The organism is Pseudidiomarina tainanensis (assembly GCF_900115255.1).
Taxonomy (GTDB): domain Bacteria; phylum Pseudomonadota; class Gammaproteobacteria; order Enterobacterales; family Alteromonadaceae; genus Pseudidiomarina; species Pseudidiomarina tainanensis.
In genome coordinates this window covers 932,173-948,446 of the sequence record NZ_FOYU01000001.1, presented here as the reverse complement: position 1 = coordinate 948,446, position 16,274 = coordinate 932,173, and the positions used below count along the sequence as shown (strand labels likewise).

The window sequence follows — 16,274 nt, the reverse complement described above, 5'->3', positions numbered from 1 at the left end:
ACCCGTTAAAATTTGTAACTATCTATGAGGTCAGACCAGATTAAGGAATGACCATAACAAAACAACAGAGGACAAATCTATGGCCGCACGTCAGAATCTGACCACTGCTTCAGGCGACCGCATTGCGATTGTCGCCGGCTTGCGTACCCCGTTTGCGAAGCAGGCGACCTATTTCCATGGCGTTCCTGCATTGGACATGGGCAAAATGGTGGTGCAAGAGCTACTTAATCGTTACAGCTTGGACCCAAATGAAGTAGAGCAGTTAGTGTATGGGCAAGTTGTGCAGATGCCGAAGGCTCCGAACATTGCTCGTGAAATCGTTTTGGGCACAAGTTTGCCGGTGTCTACTGACGCGTACAGTGTATCACGTGCTTGTGCGACGAGTTTTCAAACTACGGTCAACGTACTAGAAAGTATGTTGGTTGGAAATATCTCTGTGGGTATTGCTGGCGGCGCTGATTCGTCTTCAGTTTTGCCAATTGGTGTGTCACGAGCACTGGCACATGCACTGGTTGATTTGAATAAAGCAAAAACTCTAGGCCAACGCTTAAATATATTAAAGCGTTTGCGGTTTAAAGATTTAATGCCGGTACCGCCAGCCATTGCCGAATACAGCACAGGTTTGACGATGGGCGATACAGCTGAACAAATGGCAAAGACACACAATATTAGTCGTGCCGATCAAGATGCCTTGGCACACCGCTCACATAGCCTAGCGCATGAAGCATGGGAAGCCGGCAAGCTTGATAGCGAAGTGATGACGGCCTATGCAGAACCATACAAAGATTTCTTAAAACGCGACAATACAGTACGCAGTGACTCTAAGTTGGATGGTTATGCGAAGCTGCGTCCAGTGTTTGATCGTAAACACGGTACGGTGACAGCTGCCAATAGTACCGCGTTAACCGATGGCGCCAGTGCGGTTTTATTGATGACTGAAAGCAAAGCCAAAGCGCTTGGCTATGAGGTTTTAGGTTATATTCGTAGTTATGCATTCAGTGCTATTGATGTGTGGGAAGACATGCTCATGGGGCCGTCTTATGCCACACCGATCGCACTGGATCGTGCGGGTATGAAGTTAAGTGATTTAACCCTCATTGAAATGCATGAAGCTTTCGCCGCGCAAACTCTGGCCAATATGAAAATGTTTGCCAGCAAGAAATTTGCTGAAGAGAAACTTGGCCGGAGTGAAGCAATCGGCGAAATCGATATGGATAAATTCAACGTGATGGGAGGCTCGTTAGCTTATGGCCACCCATTTGCAGCAACGGGAGCGCGGTTAATTACGCAAACCCTGAATGAATTGAAACGTCGCGGCGGCGGAGTCGGTTTAACCACGGCCTGTGCCGCTGGTGGATTAGGTGCAGCAATGATTGTGGAGACTGAATAATGAGCGAACAACAAGCCTTTACGCTAGAGTTACGCGATGATCAGGTAGCGGTCATCCACATTGATGTACCGGGCGAATCGATGAACACTTTAAAAGCATCGTTTGCCGAAGAAGTTGCCGGAGTGCTTAATCAATTGGAGCAACAGCGCGACCTGAAGGGCGTTGTGGTCATCAGTGATAAACCAGGTTCATTCGTCGCGGGCGCTGATATTAGCATGATTGACGCTTGTGAGAACGCAGCTGATACCGAGAGCCTTGCACGCCAAGGGCAGGCGATGTTCGACCGTATTGAAGCCTTGCAAGTACCAGTGGTAGCTGCCATTGATGGCGCCTGTTTGGGCGGCGGTTTGGAGTTGGCGCTCGCTTGTCATTACCGCGTAGCAACGGATAGCAATAAAACCATTATTGGTTTGCCAGAGGTTCAACTCGGTTTGTTACCTGGCTCAGGCGGAACGCAGCGTCTGCCGCGTTTAATCGGTATTCAAAAAGCATTACCTCTTATTTTAACGGGTAAGCAATTGCGCGCAAAGCAAGCGAAAAAGCTGGGTATTGTCGATGATGTGGTGCCACCAAGTATTCTATTAGATGCGGCGGTGAAGTTGGCATTATCAAGCAAAGCAAAAGTGAAGCGCGTACGTCATTCACTGTTAAATAAATTGCTTGAAGGAACCGGTGTTGGTCGTGGCATTATTTTCTCGAAAGCACGCGAGCAAGCCCAAGCGAAGGCCAAGGGTAATTATCCGGCATTGGATAAAATTATCGATACGATTGCGTATGGTTCTGATAAAGGTTTTCAGGCAGGACTTGAGTATGAAGCTCGTTCGTTCGGTGAATTAGCGATGACACCTGAGTCGAAGCAACTACGCAATATCTTTTTTGCGACCACAGCAATGAAGAAAGAAACCGGAGCTGGCGATACGAAACCTCGTCAGGTTGAGCGCGTTGGTGTACTTGGTGGTGGCTTGATGGGTGGCGGAATTGCCTACGTATCCGCTGCGAAAGCTGGGTTACCTGCACGCATCAAAGACATTTCAGAGCAAGGTATTGTGCACGCACTGAAATATAGCTACGACTTACTGAACAAGAAGGTTAAACGTAAGCATATGCCGCGCGCTGAGCTTGAAGCGACGATGTTACGTTTGAGTGGAAGCCTTGATTACAGTGGTTTTGACCGAGTTGATGTAGTGATTGAAGCGGTGTTTGAAGATCTCAACTTGAAGCAGCAAATGGTTGCCGATATTGAGGCTGTAGCGAGCGAAAACACGATTTTCGCAACAAATACTTCGAGCTTACCGATTACCAAAATTGCCGCGCAAGCGCAGCGTCCGGAAAATGTGATCGGATTACATTATTTCTCACCGGTTGATAAAATGCCATTGGCTGAAATTATCACCCATGCGGGGACTTCGGATGAAACCATTGCAACGACGGTGGCACTAGCGAAGAAGCAGGGCAAAACACCTATTGTCGTGAAAGATGGTGCGGGTTTCTATGTCAATCGTATTCTTGCGCCTTATATGAATGAATCGGCACGTTTGGTTCTTGAAGGCGAGCCAATTGAGGTTGTTGATAGCGCACTCGTTAAATTTGGCTTCCCAGTTGGCCCCATGAAGTTGATGGACGAAGTCGGTATTGATGTGGCTGCGAAAGTGGCGCCAATCATGGCTGATGAGTTGGGCGATCGATTCCGCGCGCCGGATGCGTTTGGTAAGTTATTGGATGACGATCGCAAAGGCAAAAAGAACAAAAAAGGCTTTTATGCCTATTCAGGTAAGAAACCAGGAAAGGCCGTTGATGAGTCTGTCTATACCCTGCTTGGCATCAGCCCGTCAGCGAAGTTAGGCGGCGAAGAAATTGCTCAACGCACTGTGCTGTTGATGCTAAACGAAGCGGCATACTGTCTTGATGAAGGCATTATTCGTAGTGCGCGTGATGGTGATATCGGTGCGATTTTCGGGATTGGCTTCCCACCGTTCCGTGGTGGTCCATTCCGTTATATGGATGCCATAGGCGTTGCTGAAATCGTACGTCGATTACAGAACTATCAGAAGCAACATGGTGAACGTTATACGCCAGCACCATTGTTGCTGAAAATGGCAGAAAATAACGAGCGCTTTTATTAAGCGCTCGATGCTTTAAGTTGTATCAGTTGTAAAAATTGGAGTTAAGATGTTTATTGCGCTGTGTTGTTTGTTGTCTGCGCTGACGTTATACATTCAAGCTTTAACCCATGCAATGGGTGCAAAACGTTGGGGCGTGTTGGGGCTGTTATTGGGGCCATTCGTTATGCCGATGTTTTTTACCCATAAACGGATGACGATGTTAAAAGCCCAAGGTCGGACTAATGTATCGATGCTGGTACGCTGATATGTGCCAAAAACGCATCGCTGGTTAACGGTTCCGCGAACAAATAACCTTGCGCAAATTCACAGCTTAAGCGGCTTAGTGTTGCTGCTTGAGCTGTATTAACCACACCTTCGGCGACGACGTCTAGGCCCATGTTGTGCGCCATTGCGACAATTGACGCAACCATATTACGGTCGCGCTCAGCACCGTTAATATCATCCACAAACGCTTTATCTATTTTCAATGTTTGAATCGGGAAGCGCTTCAGGTAGGCAAGCGATGAATACCCTGTACCGAAATCATCCAAAGCTAAATGAATACCACAATTGTGTAGTTCGGTCATAATCGCAATTGCTCGCTCAGGATCTTCCATGACCACACCCTCAGTTATTTCGAGCTCAAGGTGTTCAGGTGCCAGCTGTTCTTCTTTTAGGATGCTTATAATGCGCTTGGTCAAATCAGGCTGCACAAATTGTTTGGCTGATAAGTTCACTGCAACACGACCTTGCACAGTGCCTTGTTTGACCCACTCACGCATATCACGACAAGTTTGGCGTAATACTTGCTCGCCCATTTCAATAATCAGACCGGTCTCTTCAGCAAGCGGTATAAATTCATTTGGGCTCACTAAGCCGATACCTGGAATATTCAGTCGAACCAAGGCTTCTAAGCCGACAAACTCATAATCTCGCAAGGAAACTTTGGGTTGGTACATGACTTGAATATGGTTGTTGCGAAGCGCTTGGCGTAATTGGTTCTCAACTTGCAAACGTCGCACTGCATTTTTGTTCATCGATTCATTAAAGAATTGATAATTGTGACCGCCACGATTTTTGGCATGATACATAGCCGTGTCAGCGTTTTGCAGAAGCTCTTGTGACGATGTGCCATCATTAGGATAAACCACAATGCCTATGGAACTGCCAATCACGATATCTTGTTGATTGACATGGAAAGCTTCGCCAATCTGTTTGAGTATTTTTGTCGCAACATCGGTGATGACACTAAGGTCGCTGGTGTCTTCGAGCATTAACACGAACTCATCACCGCCGAGGCGGAAGAAAGTGTCTTGTGGTCGTCCTACTTCAGCAACACGTTCAGCAACTTGGAGTAATAGTTGATCGCCAACATCATGCCCAAGCGAGTCATTAATTTTCTTAAAATCATCCAAGTCAAACAGTAGTAGCGCGTGTTGAATGCGCTTTCGTACTAAATTGGCATGGCTCACTTGGAAATAAGAACGGTTAGGCAGACCGGTGAGTGTATCGGTATTGGATAGGCGACGTAACTCGCGTTCTGTCGATTTCCGCTCAGTGATATCAGCAAATGTTGCGACATAATGAGAGATTCGGTCGCTATCGTCACGAATCGCATCAAGCGTTAGCTCCATTTGGTACAAACTACCATCTTTTCGCAGGTCTTCCACTTCACCGCGCCAGCTACCATGTTGCTTTAATAAGCGCTTAATTTGTTCAATATATTCAGGACTATAAAGTTGCAACTGCAACGGTCTTCCGAGCATATCATCACGTGAATAGCCGGTTATTTTTGCCACCGATGCATTGGTTTCGATAACTTTAAAGCTGGCATTGTAAATACACACACCATCGGAAATATTGGTAATGGATGTCGCTAACATCTTCAAACGTTCTTCGGCAGCGACAAGTGGGGTAATGTCTTTTAAGGTTCCGGTCATGCGCAAGGGCTGTTGCTTGTCATCGCGTTCGACCACTTTGCCGCGGTCAAGTACCGAAATCCAACCGTTATCGGTTTTCACACGGTAGGTCATTTCAAAATAATTGGTCGCACCGTCTAAATGCTTGCGTAGTTGTTGCTGTAACTTAGGCAGATCAAGCGGATGAATATTACTCGGGCTACCACGCGTACCTGAACGGATATGGTCTATTGGAAATTCATTTAGGTTGCGCCAACTATTATGTCGATGAATGGTTCCTTCGGGAACATGCCAATCCCATAGTTGATCGCCGCTTCCCCAAAGACTCAACTTTAAGCGCTCTTCGCTACTTCTGAGTTGTTTAATGGCAAGATGACGCGCGCGCACAACAAAAAAAACGGCTGCTAGAATGCCTAGCAAAATAAGTGCATATGCACTTATTGCCCATGGTGATAACCAGCTTGGCGGCGCGACATCGAGTAAGATCTGACGGCGGCCATTCCAAACCACACCGTCGTAGGATGCTTCAACTTTAAAGGTATATTGCCCGTAACTTAAATTGGTATAGGTCGCGCGTCGATATTCGTTGTCTGTATAGACCCAATCTCTATCAAAGCCTTCAAGTTGGTACCGATAATAGAGTAATCGCGCATTTGGGGCATAGGGTGCACCAAATTCGATGCTGAATGGGTCTTGGATATCGGGAACGTAAAGTGTTTCAGTGTTGTATAGCTGTGGGCGGTTACGCTGATCGAGTTGTTGCGCACTAACCGGTTGATTGGCGAGCCGCAGGTTAATCAGCTCGACCTGCCAATCTTGGGCGTGTAACGGGAAAGACAACGAAAACACCGAGACAATAACAATTGTCAGTGTTCTGAGACCTAAACTGTAATAAAGCTGTTGCAGGCGTTGCACGCTTTTCCCCAAAAGTGACTGTTTTTTGTACAGCTCTTCTATTTGTTATGTTGCTCATCAAATTAAACAATTTAGCGAGATCTGTCAAAGTTCGCGGGGCTTGCGGACAGAAACATTTGTCCTGAAGTGTTGTTGAATAGTTGTTGCGTTACAAGTTTGAATTGTTCCAAACTGAGTGCTTCTATGCACAGTGCAATTCGAGATAGTCTTGAGAAATCATGATCTTGTTGGGTAATTGCGCTCCACAAGCGCTGGCTACGTGAGCGTAAACTTGTGTCTTTTTCAGTCAGCTGTTGCGTTAAGCTCTGTCGTGCTTTGTCGAACTCTTCCTCAGTAATATCCGCCAATATCGTCGGCATTTGCGCAAAGAAGTCAGATATAGCACTGGCAATATGGTCGTTATCGACGCGTGATGACTGCACATAAAATAGTAGATGAGGGTATTGCTGCATCGGTAAGTACGTGGTGCCGACCAAATAGCCCAGCTGTTGTTCGGTACGAAGTTGAGCAAAAAAGCGCGGTTGTAGCATGTGGTTAAGCAACATAAATACACCTTGCTGTGCAACGCTATTTTCCATTGATTGGAGCACTGCTATGACGGCGTGATCAGGATGTTGCGTCGTGATGGAAATAGTACTCGGCAATGTTGTCAGTGCTGCCGGGGTCAGGTCGATTGGAGCTAATGGTTGTTCGAGTTGTAACCAATCGGTGAGGGCATCCTCAACAGGCTTTAATTGATGTCCTTTAACGTCACCGTGTGCGAACAGTTGCACTTGGGCTTGAGCAAATAAGTGCGGACTGGTTTCGCAAAAGCTATCGAATTCAAACTGTTCAAGTTCGCCAGCTAAATCGATGACCGAATAAGTATGCGGCTGTAACTGAACATTCAAATGCGAAAATAGAAAGTTTAGTGGCTTATGCAACAATGCCTGGCGCCAGTTCGTCATCAACCTTTGCCGTAAGTCCAACCAGCGTTGCTGACAAAAGGTTGGTGCGCGCATAGCTTCGATTAACGTGCTACTCAACTGTGGTACATAATGCGCAGACCCAGTGACATGCAATGTCATGCCTTGTTGTTGTGGGTACAGGTTGAAATGCAATCCAGCAATTTCAGCGTCGTAGCACTGCTCATTTAAAATATCGAGCATCATTTCACACCAGAGCCGTGCTTGGGCGAAATTGGCTGAGGTTGCGACGACATTGGGAAGCTGAAAACCAAGGTATAAATGAGCTTTGGGCTGCCGAAAATCAATGTCATGTAAATGCCAGCTTGTTAGCGCTGGTGCGGTCTGTTTGACGCGGGGTAAACCGGTTGGTTCACCTGCCGCAATTGACTGTAATTGCCAAGGTTCGCTTAAGTACGGATTCGGTTCGGGAAGCGCAACATCGATCGCTTTCGCGTTATTAAATTTCGTAATTTGCTCTGTCGAAAACGGACGCACTGTGTAGTGACTGCCGTATATTGGTTCGACCTGATCGGTCGGTAAATCTTTATGGATGACGGTAACGCGCATGTTATCGACGCGCATGCAGTCCAAAAACTGAAGTGCTTTTGGCTGAAATAATCCATCCATTCGATAATCGCCAAAAATTATATCTTCAGCTAAGTAATGTTGTAGATTTATCGCTAATTGCGGCGCTAGATCACTTGCCCGTGGTTGTTCTTGAAAATTAAATGCATTCATGACACTGACGCGACGTTCGTCGTAACGCCATGCATTTAAACCCTGTTGTCGAATCAGCTGAATGTAACTGAACAAAGCGGCAATAATATCGTCACGATGCGCCATGCCTTGTTCGGTCAACTGCATATTAATATTGAAATCTTTAAAGTTGCTTCCACTAATGCCGCCACCAGCTGCAAGCGTATTAATCCAATGTTTATCCCGCAAATAGCCAAACAGGCTGCCGGGACCTTCATAACCTAAAAGATGTGCGATATAACTGGTGGTTTTGTTGGCGTAATCGTCATTAATCCCCGGCAGTGCGAAGGTAACGATAAGTCGCCGTGCATCTTTTAATGGATTAACGTGCAACTCAACGCCTAGCTGCTCGGCAAGGTAAAGTGGTTCGTCGATATCCCAAATATCCGCACAACCGCTTTTTACCGCTTGCGCGTGCAAACTGGCAAGTTCTGTCAATTCATCAAGAGATTGAGGCCCCAACAACACGAGTGTCATACGCCGAGCGCAATACCAACGTTGGAAAAAGTCACGAAGCTGTTGCTGCAACGAGTTATCTGACTGATTCTTTAAGGTACTAAGATTACCAACAGAAAACTTGCTGAACGGATGCTTCGGGTTCGACGTCGCCTTATGCACCTGGTAGAGGCGTCGGAGTTCGTCTTGTCGTTTGAGTTGAAATTCCGATTCAATCGATTGAAGCTCTTTTTCTATCCATTGTTCAGAAAACAATGGTTGATGGAAAAACCGCATAAATCTATCAAGTGCTTGGTCGAGATAACTGGCATCTACGGTAAAATAATAATTACTAAATTCAGTGCCAGTCCATGCGTTGTGATTACCACCGTGAGCACTAATAAAGCTTTGGTAACTATTGGCGTCTGGATATTTTTCGGTGCCCAAAAATAGCATGTGCTCTAAGAAGTGAGCTAAACCTTGAGCGTGGTGAGGGTCGTGGAAATGACCTGCTGCGACAGCCAGCGCTGCACTTGCTTGACGAGCCTGTGCTTCATGCACCAGTACACAGCGCATACCATTGTCGAGTTCGACGATGCGATAGTGACGTTGATCGGTCGGGCTTTTGGTAATCTCTTGATCATCAAGTATTACCCGAGCCGACATGTTGACTCCTGAGTTTTCAGTCGTCATCGTGCTCCCTAAACCTGAGTCGTCCGCAGAGGCCGAATATCGGCACGCCAGCGATTATTCGCTGGCGCGCTGTGCGCGGGGCTATTGTTCCAGCGGTGTATCGAAGTTTTCTGGTCGGTCAAAGGTGCCGTCGTAGGCGATCAATTGATTATTCTCAAAGGTCAACGTGACTTTGTGTTGGTAATCTTCGCTGCGACTACGACCAGAGTTTAATTTAAATACGTAATACCAAACATCTTGATCAAAAACATTTTCAGCGACTGGCTCACCAATCACATAAGCAACCTGTTCTTTCGACATACCGACGCGCAATTGGTCAACGTCGCGTTGCTCAAGATAGTTCCCTTGCGGAATATCGATCCGGTACACCCAACTGTCAAAAACGGAACATCCGCTAAGAATTAATACACTACCTGCAATTACGAGAGCTTTCATAACACCTGCTGTTAATTTGTGATTCTGTTGGTGATGATAAACAATGCACCTAACCGACCGCAAGTAATTCAGCAGCATTTGCTTTGGTTGCTGCAGTAATTTCGTCGCCGCCAAGAAGCCGAGCAAGTTCAATTACGCGGGCATCTGGGTCGAGTCGAACCATTGTTGTTTCGGTACTTGCGCCATCTGTGACTTTATCGACAAGAAGTTGCTGATGTGCTTTCGCAGCAACTTGCGGCAAGTGTGTGACACAAATAACCTGATTTGATTCCCCAAGTTGTCGTAATAATTTTCCGACTGTTGCCGCAGTGGCACCGCTCACGCCGACATCAACCTCATCAAACATTAAGGTTGGCGTCGTTAATTGACTTGCCGTGATGACTTGAATCGCCAAACTAATACGCGATAACTCACCACCCGATGCGATTTTTGCGAGCGCCTGCAATGGTTGGCCTGGATTGGTTGTCACGGTAAAGCACACTTCGTCGGTACCCAAGCGTGTCGCTGGTGCTTGCGCTTGGTGATTGACTTCGATGACAAAGCGCCCATGCGGCATGTTTAATTGGTGCATGCTCTTAGCGATTCGTTCACTGAGTTCCTGCGCTGCTTGCACTCGACTCGCGGACAACTTGGCGGCCATGCTGCGATACGAGTGCGCTGCTTGCTCCACACGCTCATCAATGTCTGCTGATTCAGCTTGACTGGTTTCAAGTTGCTGTAACTCTTGCAACAACTCTTGATGATGTTGATAAAGTTGTGTTGGTTCTAGTTGATGCTTACGTGCCAATTGAATCGCTTGTGTAACGCGTCGTTCGGCAACAACTAATTGTTCGTCATCAAGTTCAATATTGTCTTGGTAATGACGCAACTCACGCGCAGCTTCTTCGACTTGAACACTTGCCTCACTTAACATACGCACGGTTTCTGCCAAATTTGGATCGGTATCGAGTTGTTGTTCCAGCCGCGTTAAAGCACTTTGTAACAGGCTATATGCGTTGTTGTGCTCTCCTTCATATATGGCATTCAAGGCAAAAGCGGAATCTTCGACTAATGCTGCGCTATTAGCTAAGCGCTTGTGCTGTTGTTCAAGCTCTTCAAATTCGCCCTCGGCAAGTGCAAATTCGTTCAATTCCGACACTTGATAACTCAGTAGCTGCAAGCGCGATTCCATATCTGCTTGTTGTTGATGCAGTTGCTTCTGCTGCTTACGCAGGCTGTACCAATGTTGATAAGCCGTTTGAACGTCGTCGAGCAATACTTGATGGCGCGCATAGGCATCCAACAAAGAAAGTTGGTGTTCGGGACGTGTCAACAATTGATGCTCATGCTGTCCGTGAATATTTACCAGTAACGGCGCTAATTGCTTGAGTTGCGATGCGGTGACAGGATAGCCATTTATCCAGGCTTTGGAGCGTCCTTCGCGGGTTACAATACGGCGCAGTACACAGGTATGAGGCTCGTCATCTTGCAACTCTTGCTCATGCAACCAGAGTAACGCAGGGCTCTGCTGGTCGGCGAGATGAAACGTCGCACTGACTTCAGCTTTATCGGCATCAGCACGAATCAGATCAACATCGGCGCGATCGCCTAAACATAAGCCTAAAGCATCCAGTGCAATAGATTTACCGGCACCGGTTTCACCGGTAATTGCTGTCATACCGGCGTTAAAGTCAATATCAAGTTGGCGTACAACCGCAAGGTTGCGTATTTGCATATGAAGCAGCATAGGTCACCTCAAACACTGTGTATGTGTACAGTAGTTATACAGTATTTATACAGTAATGCAAGAGGGGCCGAAAAATTTAAAACAAACGGCTACCCCAACCGAGTTTATTGCGCAGTACGCGGTAATAACTATGGTCTTTCGGGTGTACTAAGCAGAGGCGATGTGCATGTTGTTGAATCACAACATCATCACCGGGTTGAACGGTCATACGTACATGACCATCACAACTTAACTGTAGGCTATCGTTATCAGCCGCGGCGCGCAGGCGAATGACGCTATGTCCATCCACAACAATTGGGCGGCTACTCAACGTATGTGGAAACATGGGGACCATGGTGATGGCATCAAGCCCCGGCGTTAAAATTGGCCCGCCACCAGATAATGAATAAGCGGTAGAACCGGTTGGGGTACTGATTATGAGCCCGTCGGAGCGCTGCGAATACACGAATTCGTCGTTTACATACACTTCAAACTCAATCATGTGGGCGACTTTATCGGAGTGTAAAACAACTTCGTTAATGGCACGCCCAACGCTTTTTGATTTGCCATTATGAAAAACTTCCGCTTGCAATAAGAAGCGCCGCTCGGTTTGATACTCGCCTTCGAGTACCGCTTTTAATTGCTCAATCACATGGTCGGGGTCAAGATCTGTGAGGAAGCCTAAGTTACCGCGGTTGACACCAATGACTGCAATATCCGCTTCGCATAAGATACGAGCGGCACCAAGCATATTCCCATCACCGCCGACAACGACGGCAAGATCGGCCGATTCGCCAATGCGGTGTAGGGGGAGTATTTGTGCGCGTGTGGTTTTCAACTGCTCTGCCGTGCGTGACTCAATAATCACGTCATAGCCCATCGACATCAAGCTCTCTTCAAGCTTTAACAACGTTGTACGCGTTGCTTCGTGATGCACCTTACCGAGCAGTGCGATTCGTCGGAATCCTGATTGCCCTTTTGTCGCCATGTTTTTTTCCTTTTTTTACTGTGATGACTTGAATCATTCACAGCTGACCCCATAACTGCCTGCAGATAGTTATATCACAACAAATTATTGTTCATTTGTGAATTTCAACCAAGAGTACGCAGTTATGACCAAGAATGATTCAACAAAAGCCACTCAGGCGGAAGAACAGCAAGGCGCAGAAGCGCAAGCTGAGCAAGTGGTTCAGGACGAGCAAGTCGAATCTCAGGCAACCGAAAATGAGTCGGGTGATGAGAATCAACAACGCATTGAAGCTTTGGAATTGGCCTTGAGCCAAGCCGAACAGCGTGCAGACGATGCTAATGATCGCGCCGTTCGCGCTGTGGCGGAGATGGAAAATGTGCGTCGTCGCTCGGCTCAGGATGTTGAAAAAGCCCACAAATTCGCGTTGGAAAAGTTTGCCGGAGAAATTTTAGATACCGTGGACAACTTAGAGCGTGCGATGGACATTGCCAAGCAAGCAGACGATATCAATCAAAGTTTCTTCGAAGGTATTGAGCTGACCCACAAAAATCTACTCAGCACATTGAATAAATTTGGTGTAGAGGCAGTGGGTGCTGTTGGCGATGCGTTTAATCCAGAGCTGCATCAAGCAATGGCGATGCAACCGTCTGAAGAACATGAAAACAATACTGTGTTGGCAGTGATGCAGAAAGGCTACACCTTAAGCGGCCGTTTATTGCGCCCAGCAATGGTGATGGTAGTGAAAAATTCTTAATAACCCTATTAGGGGTGTTGAAATACGCAAAAACCACCCCATATTTGAGTTATCAAACCTGTTTTAGATTATGAAGTTGGAGACGAATCATGGGTAAAATTATCGGAATCGACTTAGGTACTACTAACTCTTGCGTAGCAGTACTTGATGGTGACAAACCGCGTGTTATTGAAAATGCTGAAGGCGATCGTACTACGCCATCAGTGGTTGCGTTCACTGATGACGGCGAAGTGTTGGTAGGTTCACCTGCAAAACGCCAAGCTGTAACGAACGCAAACAAAACCTTATTTGCAATCAAACGTCTGATTGGACGTCGATTCAAAGACGAAGAAGTACAGCGTGACCTTGGCATCATGCCATTCAAAATTGTCGAGGCAGACAATGGCGACGCATGGGTGCAAATTAACGATGACAAAAAGGCACCACCACAAATCTCTGCCGAAGTTCTGAAGAAAATGAAGAAAACTGCAGAAGACTTTTTAGGTGAGAAAGTAACTGAAGCGGTTATCACCGTGCCGGCTTACTTTAACGATGCACAACGTCAAGCAACGAAAGATGCTGGTCGTATTGCTGGCCTAGAAGTGAAGCGTATTATCAACGAGCCAACAGCGGCTGCGCTGGCGTATGGTCTTGATAAGAAAAAAGGCGACAACATCATTGCTGTTTATGACTTAGGTGGTGGTACGTTCGATATCTCAATTATCGAGATTGATGAAGTTGATGGCGACCACACGTTCGAAGTTTTAGCAACGAACGGTGATACTCACTTGGGTGGTGAAGACTTTGATAACCGCTTAATTAACTACTTAGTTGAGCAATTCAACAAAGACCAAGGCATTGACCTGCGCAAAGATCCGTTGGCAATGCAGCGTTTAAAAGAAGCTGCAGAGAAAGCGAAAATTGAATTGTCTTCAGCGCAACAAACGGAAGTGAACTTGCCGTATATTACTGCCGATGCGACAGGTCCAAAACACCTGGCTATCAAAGTAACTCGTGCGAAGCTTGAGTCTTTAGTTGAAGACATGATTGCGAAAACGCTCGAGCCAGTGAAGCAAGCGTTGAAAGATGCTGACTTGTCGGTAAGCGATATTCACGACATCATTTTGGTTGGCGGTCAAACCCGTATGCCAAAAGTACAACAAGCAGTGACCGATTTCTTCGGTAAAGAGCCACGTCGCGACGTGAACCCAGATGAAGCTGTGGCCGTTGGTGCGGCAGTACAGGCGGGTGTTCTGCAAGGTGATGTGAAAGACGTATTGTTACTTGACGTAACACCACTGTCGCTGGGTATTGAAACCATGGGCGGCGTGATGACTAAATTAATTGAGAAGAATACAACGATTCCTACAAAGCAATCGCAAACCTTCTCAACTGCTGAAGATAACCAAGCTGCCGTGACGGTTCATGTGATTCAAGGTGAGCGTAAGCGCGCCGCAGATAACAAATCGTTAGGTCAGTTCAATTTGGAAGGTATTCGTCCAGCGTCACGCGGCGTGCCACAAATTGAAGTTACTTTCGACATTGATGCGGACGGTATCTTGCACGTATCTGCGAAAGATAAAGACACTGGTAAAGAGCAGAAGATCACCATCAAAGCTTCATCAGGCTTGAGTGATGATGAAGTTGAAAAAATGGTTCGCGATGCTGAGGCTCACGCCGAAGAAGATCGTAAGTTTGAAGAGATGGTACAAGTGCGTAACCAAGCTGATGCATTGGTTCACGGTACGCGTAAGCAACTTGAAGAAGCTGGCGATGCACTTGAGGCAAGTGACAAAGAAGCCATCGAATCAGCTATCAGTGACTTAGAAGCGGCTATCAAAGGCAATGAAAAAGCTGAAATTGAAGCGAAGCAGCAAGCCTTGATTGAAGCATCGGGTAAATTGATGGAAGCAGCTCAGGCGAAAGCACAGCAAGCGGGTGACGCTGGTGACAGCGGTAAACAAGATGCTGACGATGTTGTTGATGCTGAGTTTGAAGAAGTTAAAGACGACAAGAAGTAATTGCACGCCCACCGGGTGTCTGTAGTTCAACACACGGGGGTTGCCGAGGGGTAGCCTCCGTGTGCTTGTATCAGGCAGGAAGTAAAGGAACGCGGAAACCACATAATTATGTCGAAACCAGATTTGTATGAAGTGCTGGGTGTCAGTAAAGATGCCAGCGAACGCGACATCAAAAAAGCCTACAAAAAGTTGGCGATGAAATATCATCCCGACCGCACCAAAGGTGACAAAGACCTCGAGATGAAATTCAAAGAGGTTCGAGCTGCCTATGAAGTGCTGTCAGATCCACAAAAACGCTCTGCTTATGACCAGTATGGTCATGCCGCGTTTGAACAAGGTCAGGGTGGCTTCGGCGGTGGTGCTGGCGCAGCTGACTTTGCTGATATTTTTGGTGATGTGTTCGGTGATATTTTTGGCGGTGGCGGACGTCGCGGCCGCGCACAAGCGCAACGCGGTGCTGATTTACGCTATAACCTAGAGTTAAGTTTAGAAGAAGCTGTTCGCGGCAAAGAAGTTGAACTGAAAATTCCTAAGCTAAGCACTTGCGAAGACTGTGATGGTAGCGGTGCGAGCGAAGGCAGTAGCGCTGAAACCTGTAACCATTGTCATGGCTCTGGTCAAATCCAAATGCGCCAAGGTTTCTTTGCTGTACAACAACCATGTCCACACTGTCGTGGGCGCGGCAAAGTCATCAAAGATCCGTGTCGCACGTGTCACGGTGGAGGCCGAGTTGAGCGCACTAAAACCTTATCCGTTAAAATTCCTGCAGGTGTTGATACCGGTGATCGCATCCGCTTAACTGGTGAAGGTGAAGCTGGCGAAATGGGCGCACCAGCCGGCGACTTATATGTGCAAGTTCATGTACGTGAACACCCAATCTTTGCACGTGACGGAAATAATCTATACTGTGAAGTACCGCTGAGTTTTACACGTGCAGCTTTAGGTGGTGATATTGAAGTACCAACACTTGAAGGCAAAGTGAAACTGAAAGTACCGGCTGAAACTCAAACGGGGAAATTACTTCGTTTGCGTGGTAAAGGCGTGAAATCGGTGCGCACTGGTGCGGTAGGTGACTTGATTTGTAAAGTTGTGATTGAAACACCGGTAAATTTATCTGAAAAGCAACGTGATTTATTGCGAGAGCTTGAGGAGTCGATGGGAACCGGCGAAGAAGCAGGTAAGTATCGTCCGAAAGAGAAGGGTTTCTTTGACGGAGTACGCAAGTTCTTCGACGACCTTCGCGGATAACAAAG

The 16,274-nt window shown here is 46.9% G+C and carries 11 protein-coding genes; 6 read left to right on the top strand and 5 right to left on the bottom strand.

Features of this window, described 5'->3' with window-relative positions:
* Positions 1–79 precede the first annotated feature (79 nt).
* From fadI to BM292_RS04685, 3 genes are read left to right on the top strand one after another with little or no spacing between them, the layout of a single operon-like run.
* Positions 80–1,390, top strand: a complete 1,311-nt coding sequence (fadI, locus tag BM292_RS04695; protein WP_092855785.1) for an acetyl-CoA C-acyltransferase FadI — start codon at positions 80–82, stop codon at positions 1,388–1,390.
* Entirely contained in the window at positions 1,390–3,513 is a 2,124-nt protein-coding gene (fadJ, locus tag BM292_RS04690; protein ID WP_092855783.1) for a fatty acid oxidation complex subunit alpha FadJ, read from the top strand. The genes fadI and fadJ overlap by 1 nt, the downstream gene beginning before the upstream one ends.
* Positions 3,514–3,559: 46 nt before the next feature.
* Positions 3,560–3,757 (top strand): hypothetical protein, encoded by a 198-nt coding sequence (locus tag BM292_RS04685; RefSeq protein ID WP_092855781.1) that lies wholly within the window; start codon positions 3,560–3,562, stop codon positions 3,755–3,757.
* Here BM292_RS04685 and BM292_RS04680 read toward each other — a convergent pair.
* The 5 genes from BM292_RS04680 to nadK all read right to left on the bottom strand — a co-directional run bounded on the left by BM292_RS04680 (position 3,732) and on the right by nadK (position 12,285).
* On the bottom strand, positions 3,732–6,326 hold the full coding sequence (locus tag BM292_RS04680; protein ID WP_143434067.1) for an EAL domain-containing protein: 2,595 nt from the start codon (positions 6,324–6,326) through the stop codon (positions 3,732–3,734). The two genes, BM292_RS04685 and BM292_RS04680, sit on opposite strands and share 26 nt — an antisense overlap.
* A 71-nt stretch (positions 6,327–6,397) precedes the next feature.
* Positions 6,398–9,130 (bottom strand): insulinase family protein, encoded by a 2,733-nt coding sequence (locus BM292_RS04675; protein ID WP_177203781.1) that lies wholly within the window; start codon positions 9,128–9,130, stop codon positions 6,398–6,400.
* A 108-nt stretch (positions 9,131–9,238) separates the two neighbouring features.
* Complete coding sequence (locus tag BM292_RS04670) at positions 9,239–9,592, bottom strand: outer membrane protein assembly factor BamE (protein WP_092855777.1); 354 nt, start codon at positions 9,590–9,592, stop codon at positions 9,239–9,241.
* A 49-nt stretch (positions 9,593–9,641) separates the two neighbouring features.
* The gene (recN, locus tag BM292_RS04665; RefSeq protein ID WP_092855776.1) at positions 9,642–11,318 is read right to left on the bottom strand and encodes a DNA repair protein RecN; all 1,677 of its coding nucleotides are present in this window, start codon (positions 11,316–11,318) and stop codon (positions 9,642–9,644) included.
* Between the two features lie 76 nt (positions 11,319–11,394).
* Positions 11,395–12,285 carry an NAD(+) kinase gene (gene nadK, locus BM292_RS04660; protein WP_092855774.1) on the bottom strand — a complete coding sequence of 297 codons (891 nt, stop codon included), beginning with the start codon at positions 12,283–12,285 and terminating at the stop codon, positions 11,395–11,397.
* Between the two features lie 124 nt (positions 12,286–12,409).
* Here nadK and grpE point away from each other — a divergent pair, with 124 nt between their 5' ends.
* The 3 genes from grpE to dnaJ all read left to right on the top strand — a co-directional run bounded on the left by grpE (position 12,410) and on the right by dnaJ (position 16,269).
* Positions 12,410–13,021 (top strand): nucleotide exchange factor GrpE, encoded by a 612-nt coding sequence (grpE, locus tag BM292_RS04655; protein WP_092855772.1) that lies wholly within the window; start codon positions 12,410–12,412, stop codon positions 13,019–13,021.
* An 89-nt stretch (positions 13,022–13,110) separates the two neighbouring features.
* On the top strand, positions 13,111–15,021 hold the full coding sequence (dnaK, locus tag BM292_RS04650; RefSeq protein ID WP_092855770.1) for a molecular chaperone DnaK: 1,911 nt from the start codon (positions 13,111–13,113) through the stop codon (positions 15,019–15,021).
* A 108-nt stretch (positions 15,022–15,129) separates the two neighbouring features.
* Positions 15,130–16,269, top strand: a complete 1,140-nt coding sequence (dnaJ, locus tag BM292_RS04645) for a molecular chaperone DnaJ (protein ID WP_092855768.1) — start codon at positions 15,130–15,132, stop codon at positions 16,267–16,269.
* The last annotated feature ends 5 nt before the right edge of the window (positions 16,270–16,274 follow it).

Bases quoted from the DNA above. Each gene is read 5' to 3' on its own strand.
- fadI (WP_092855785.1), top strand. From the start codon at position 80: ATGGCCGCACGTCAGAATCTGACCACTGCTTCAGGCGACCGCATTGCG.
- fadJ (WP_092855783.1), top strand. From the start codon at position 1,390: ATGAGCGAACAACAAGCCTTTACGCTAGAGTTACGCGATGATCAGGTA.
- BM292_RS04685 (WP_092855781.1), top strand. From the start codon at position 3,560: ATGTTTATTGCGCTGTGTTGTTTGTTGTCTGCGCTGACGTTATACATT.
- BM292_RS04675 (WP_177203781.1), bottom strand. From the start codon at position 9,130: ATGTCGGCTCGGGTAATACTTGATGATCAAGAGATTACCAAAAGCCCG.
- BM292_RS04670 (WP_092855777.1), bottom strand. From the start codon at position 9,592: ATGAAAGCTCTCGTAATTGCAGGTAGTGTATTAATTCTTAGCGGATGT.
- recN (WP_092855776.1), bottom strand. From the start codon at position 11,318: ATGCTGCTTCATATGCAAATACGCAACCTTGCGGTTGTACGCCAACTT.
- nadK (WP_092855774.1), bottom strand. From the start codon at position 12,285: ATGGCGACAAAAGGGCAATCAGGATTCCGACGAATCGCACTGCTCGGT.
- grpE (WP_092855772.1), top strand. From the start codon at position 12,410: ATGACCAAGAATGATTCAACAAAAGCCACTCAGGCGGAAGAACAGCAA.
- dnaK (WP_092855770.1), top strand. From the start codon at position 13,111: ATGGGTAAAATTATCGGAATCGACTTAGGTACTACTAACTCTTGCGTA.
- dnaJ (WP_092855768.1), top strand. From the start codon at position 15,130: ATGTCGAAACCAGATTTGTATGAAGTGCTGGGTGTCAGTAAAGATGCC.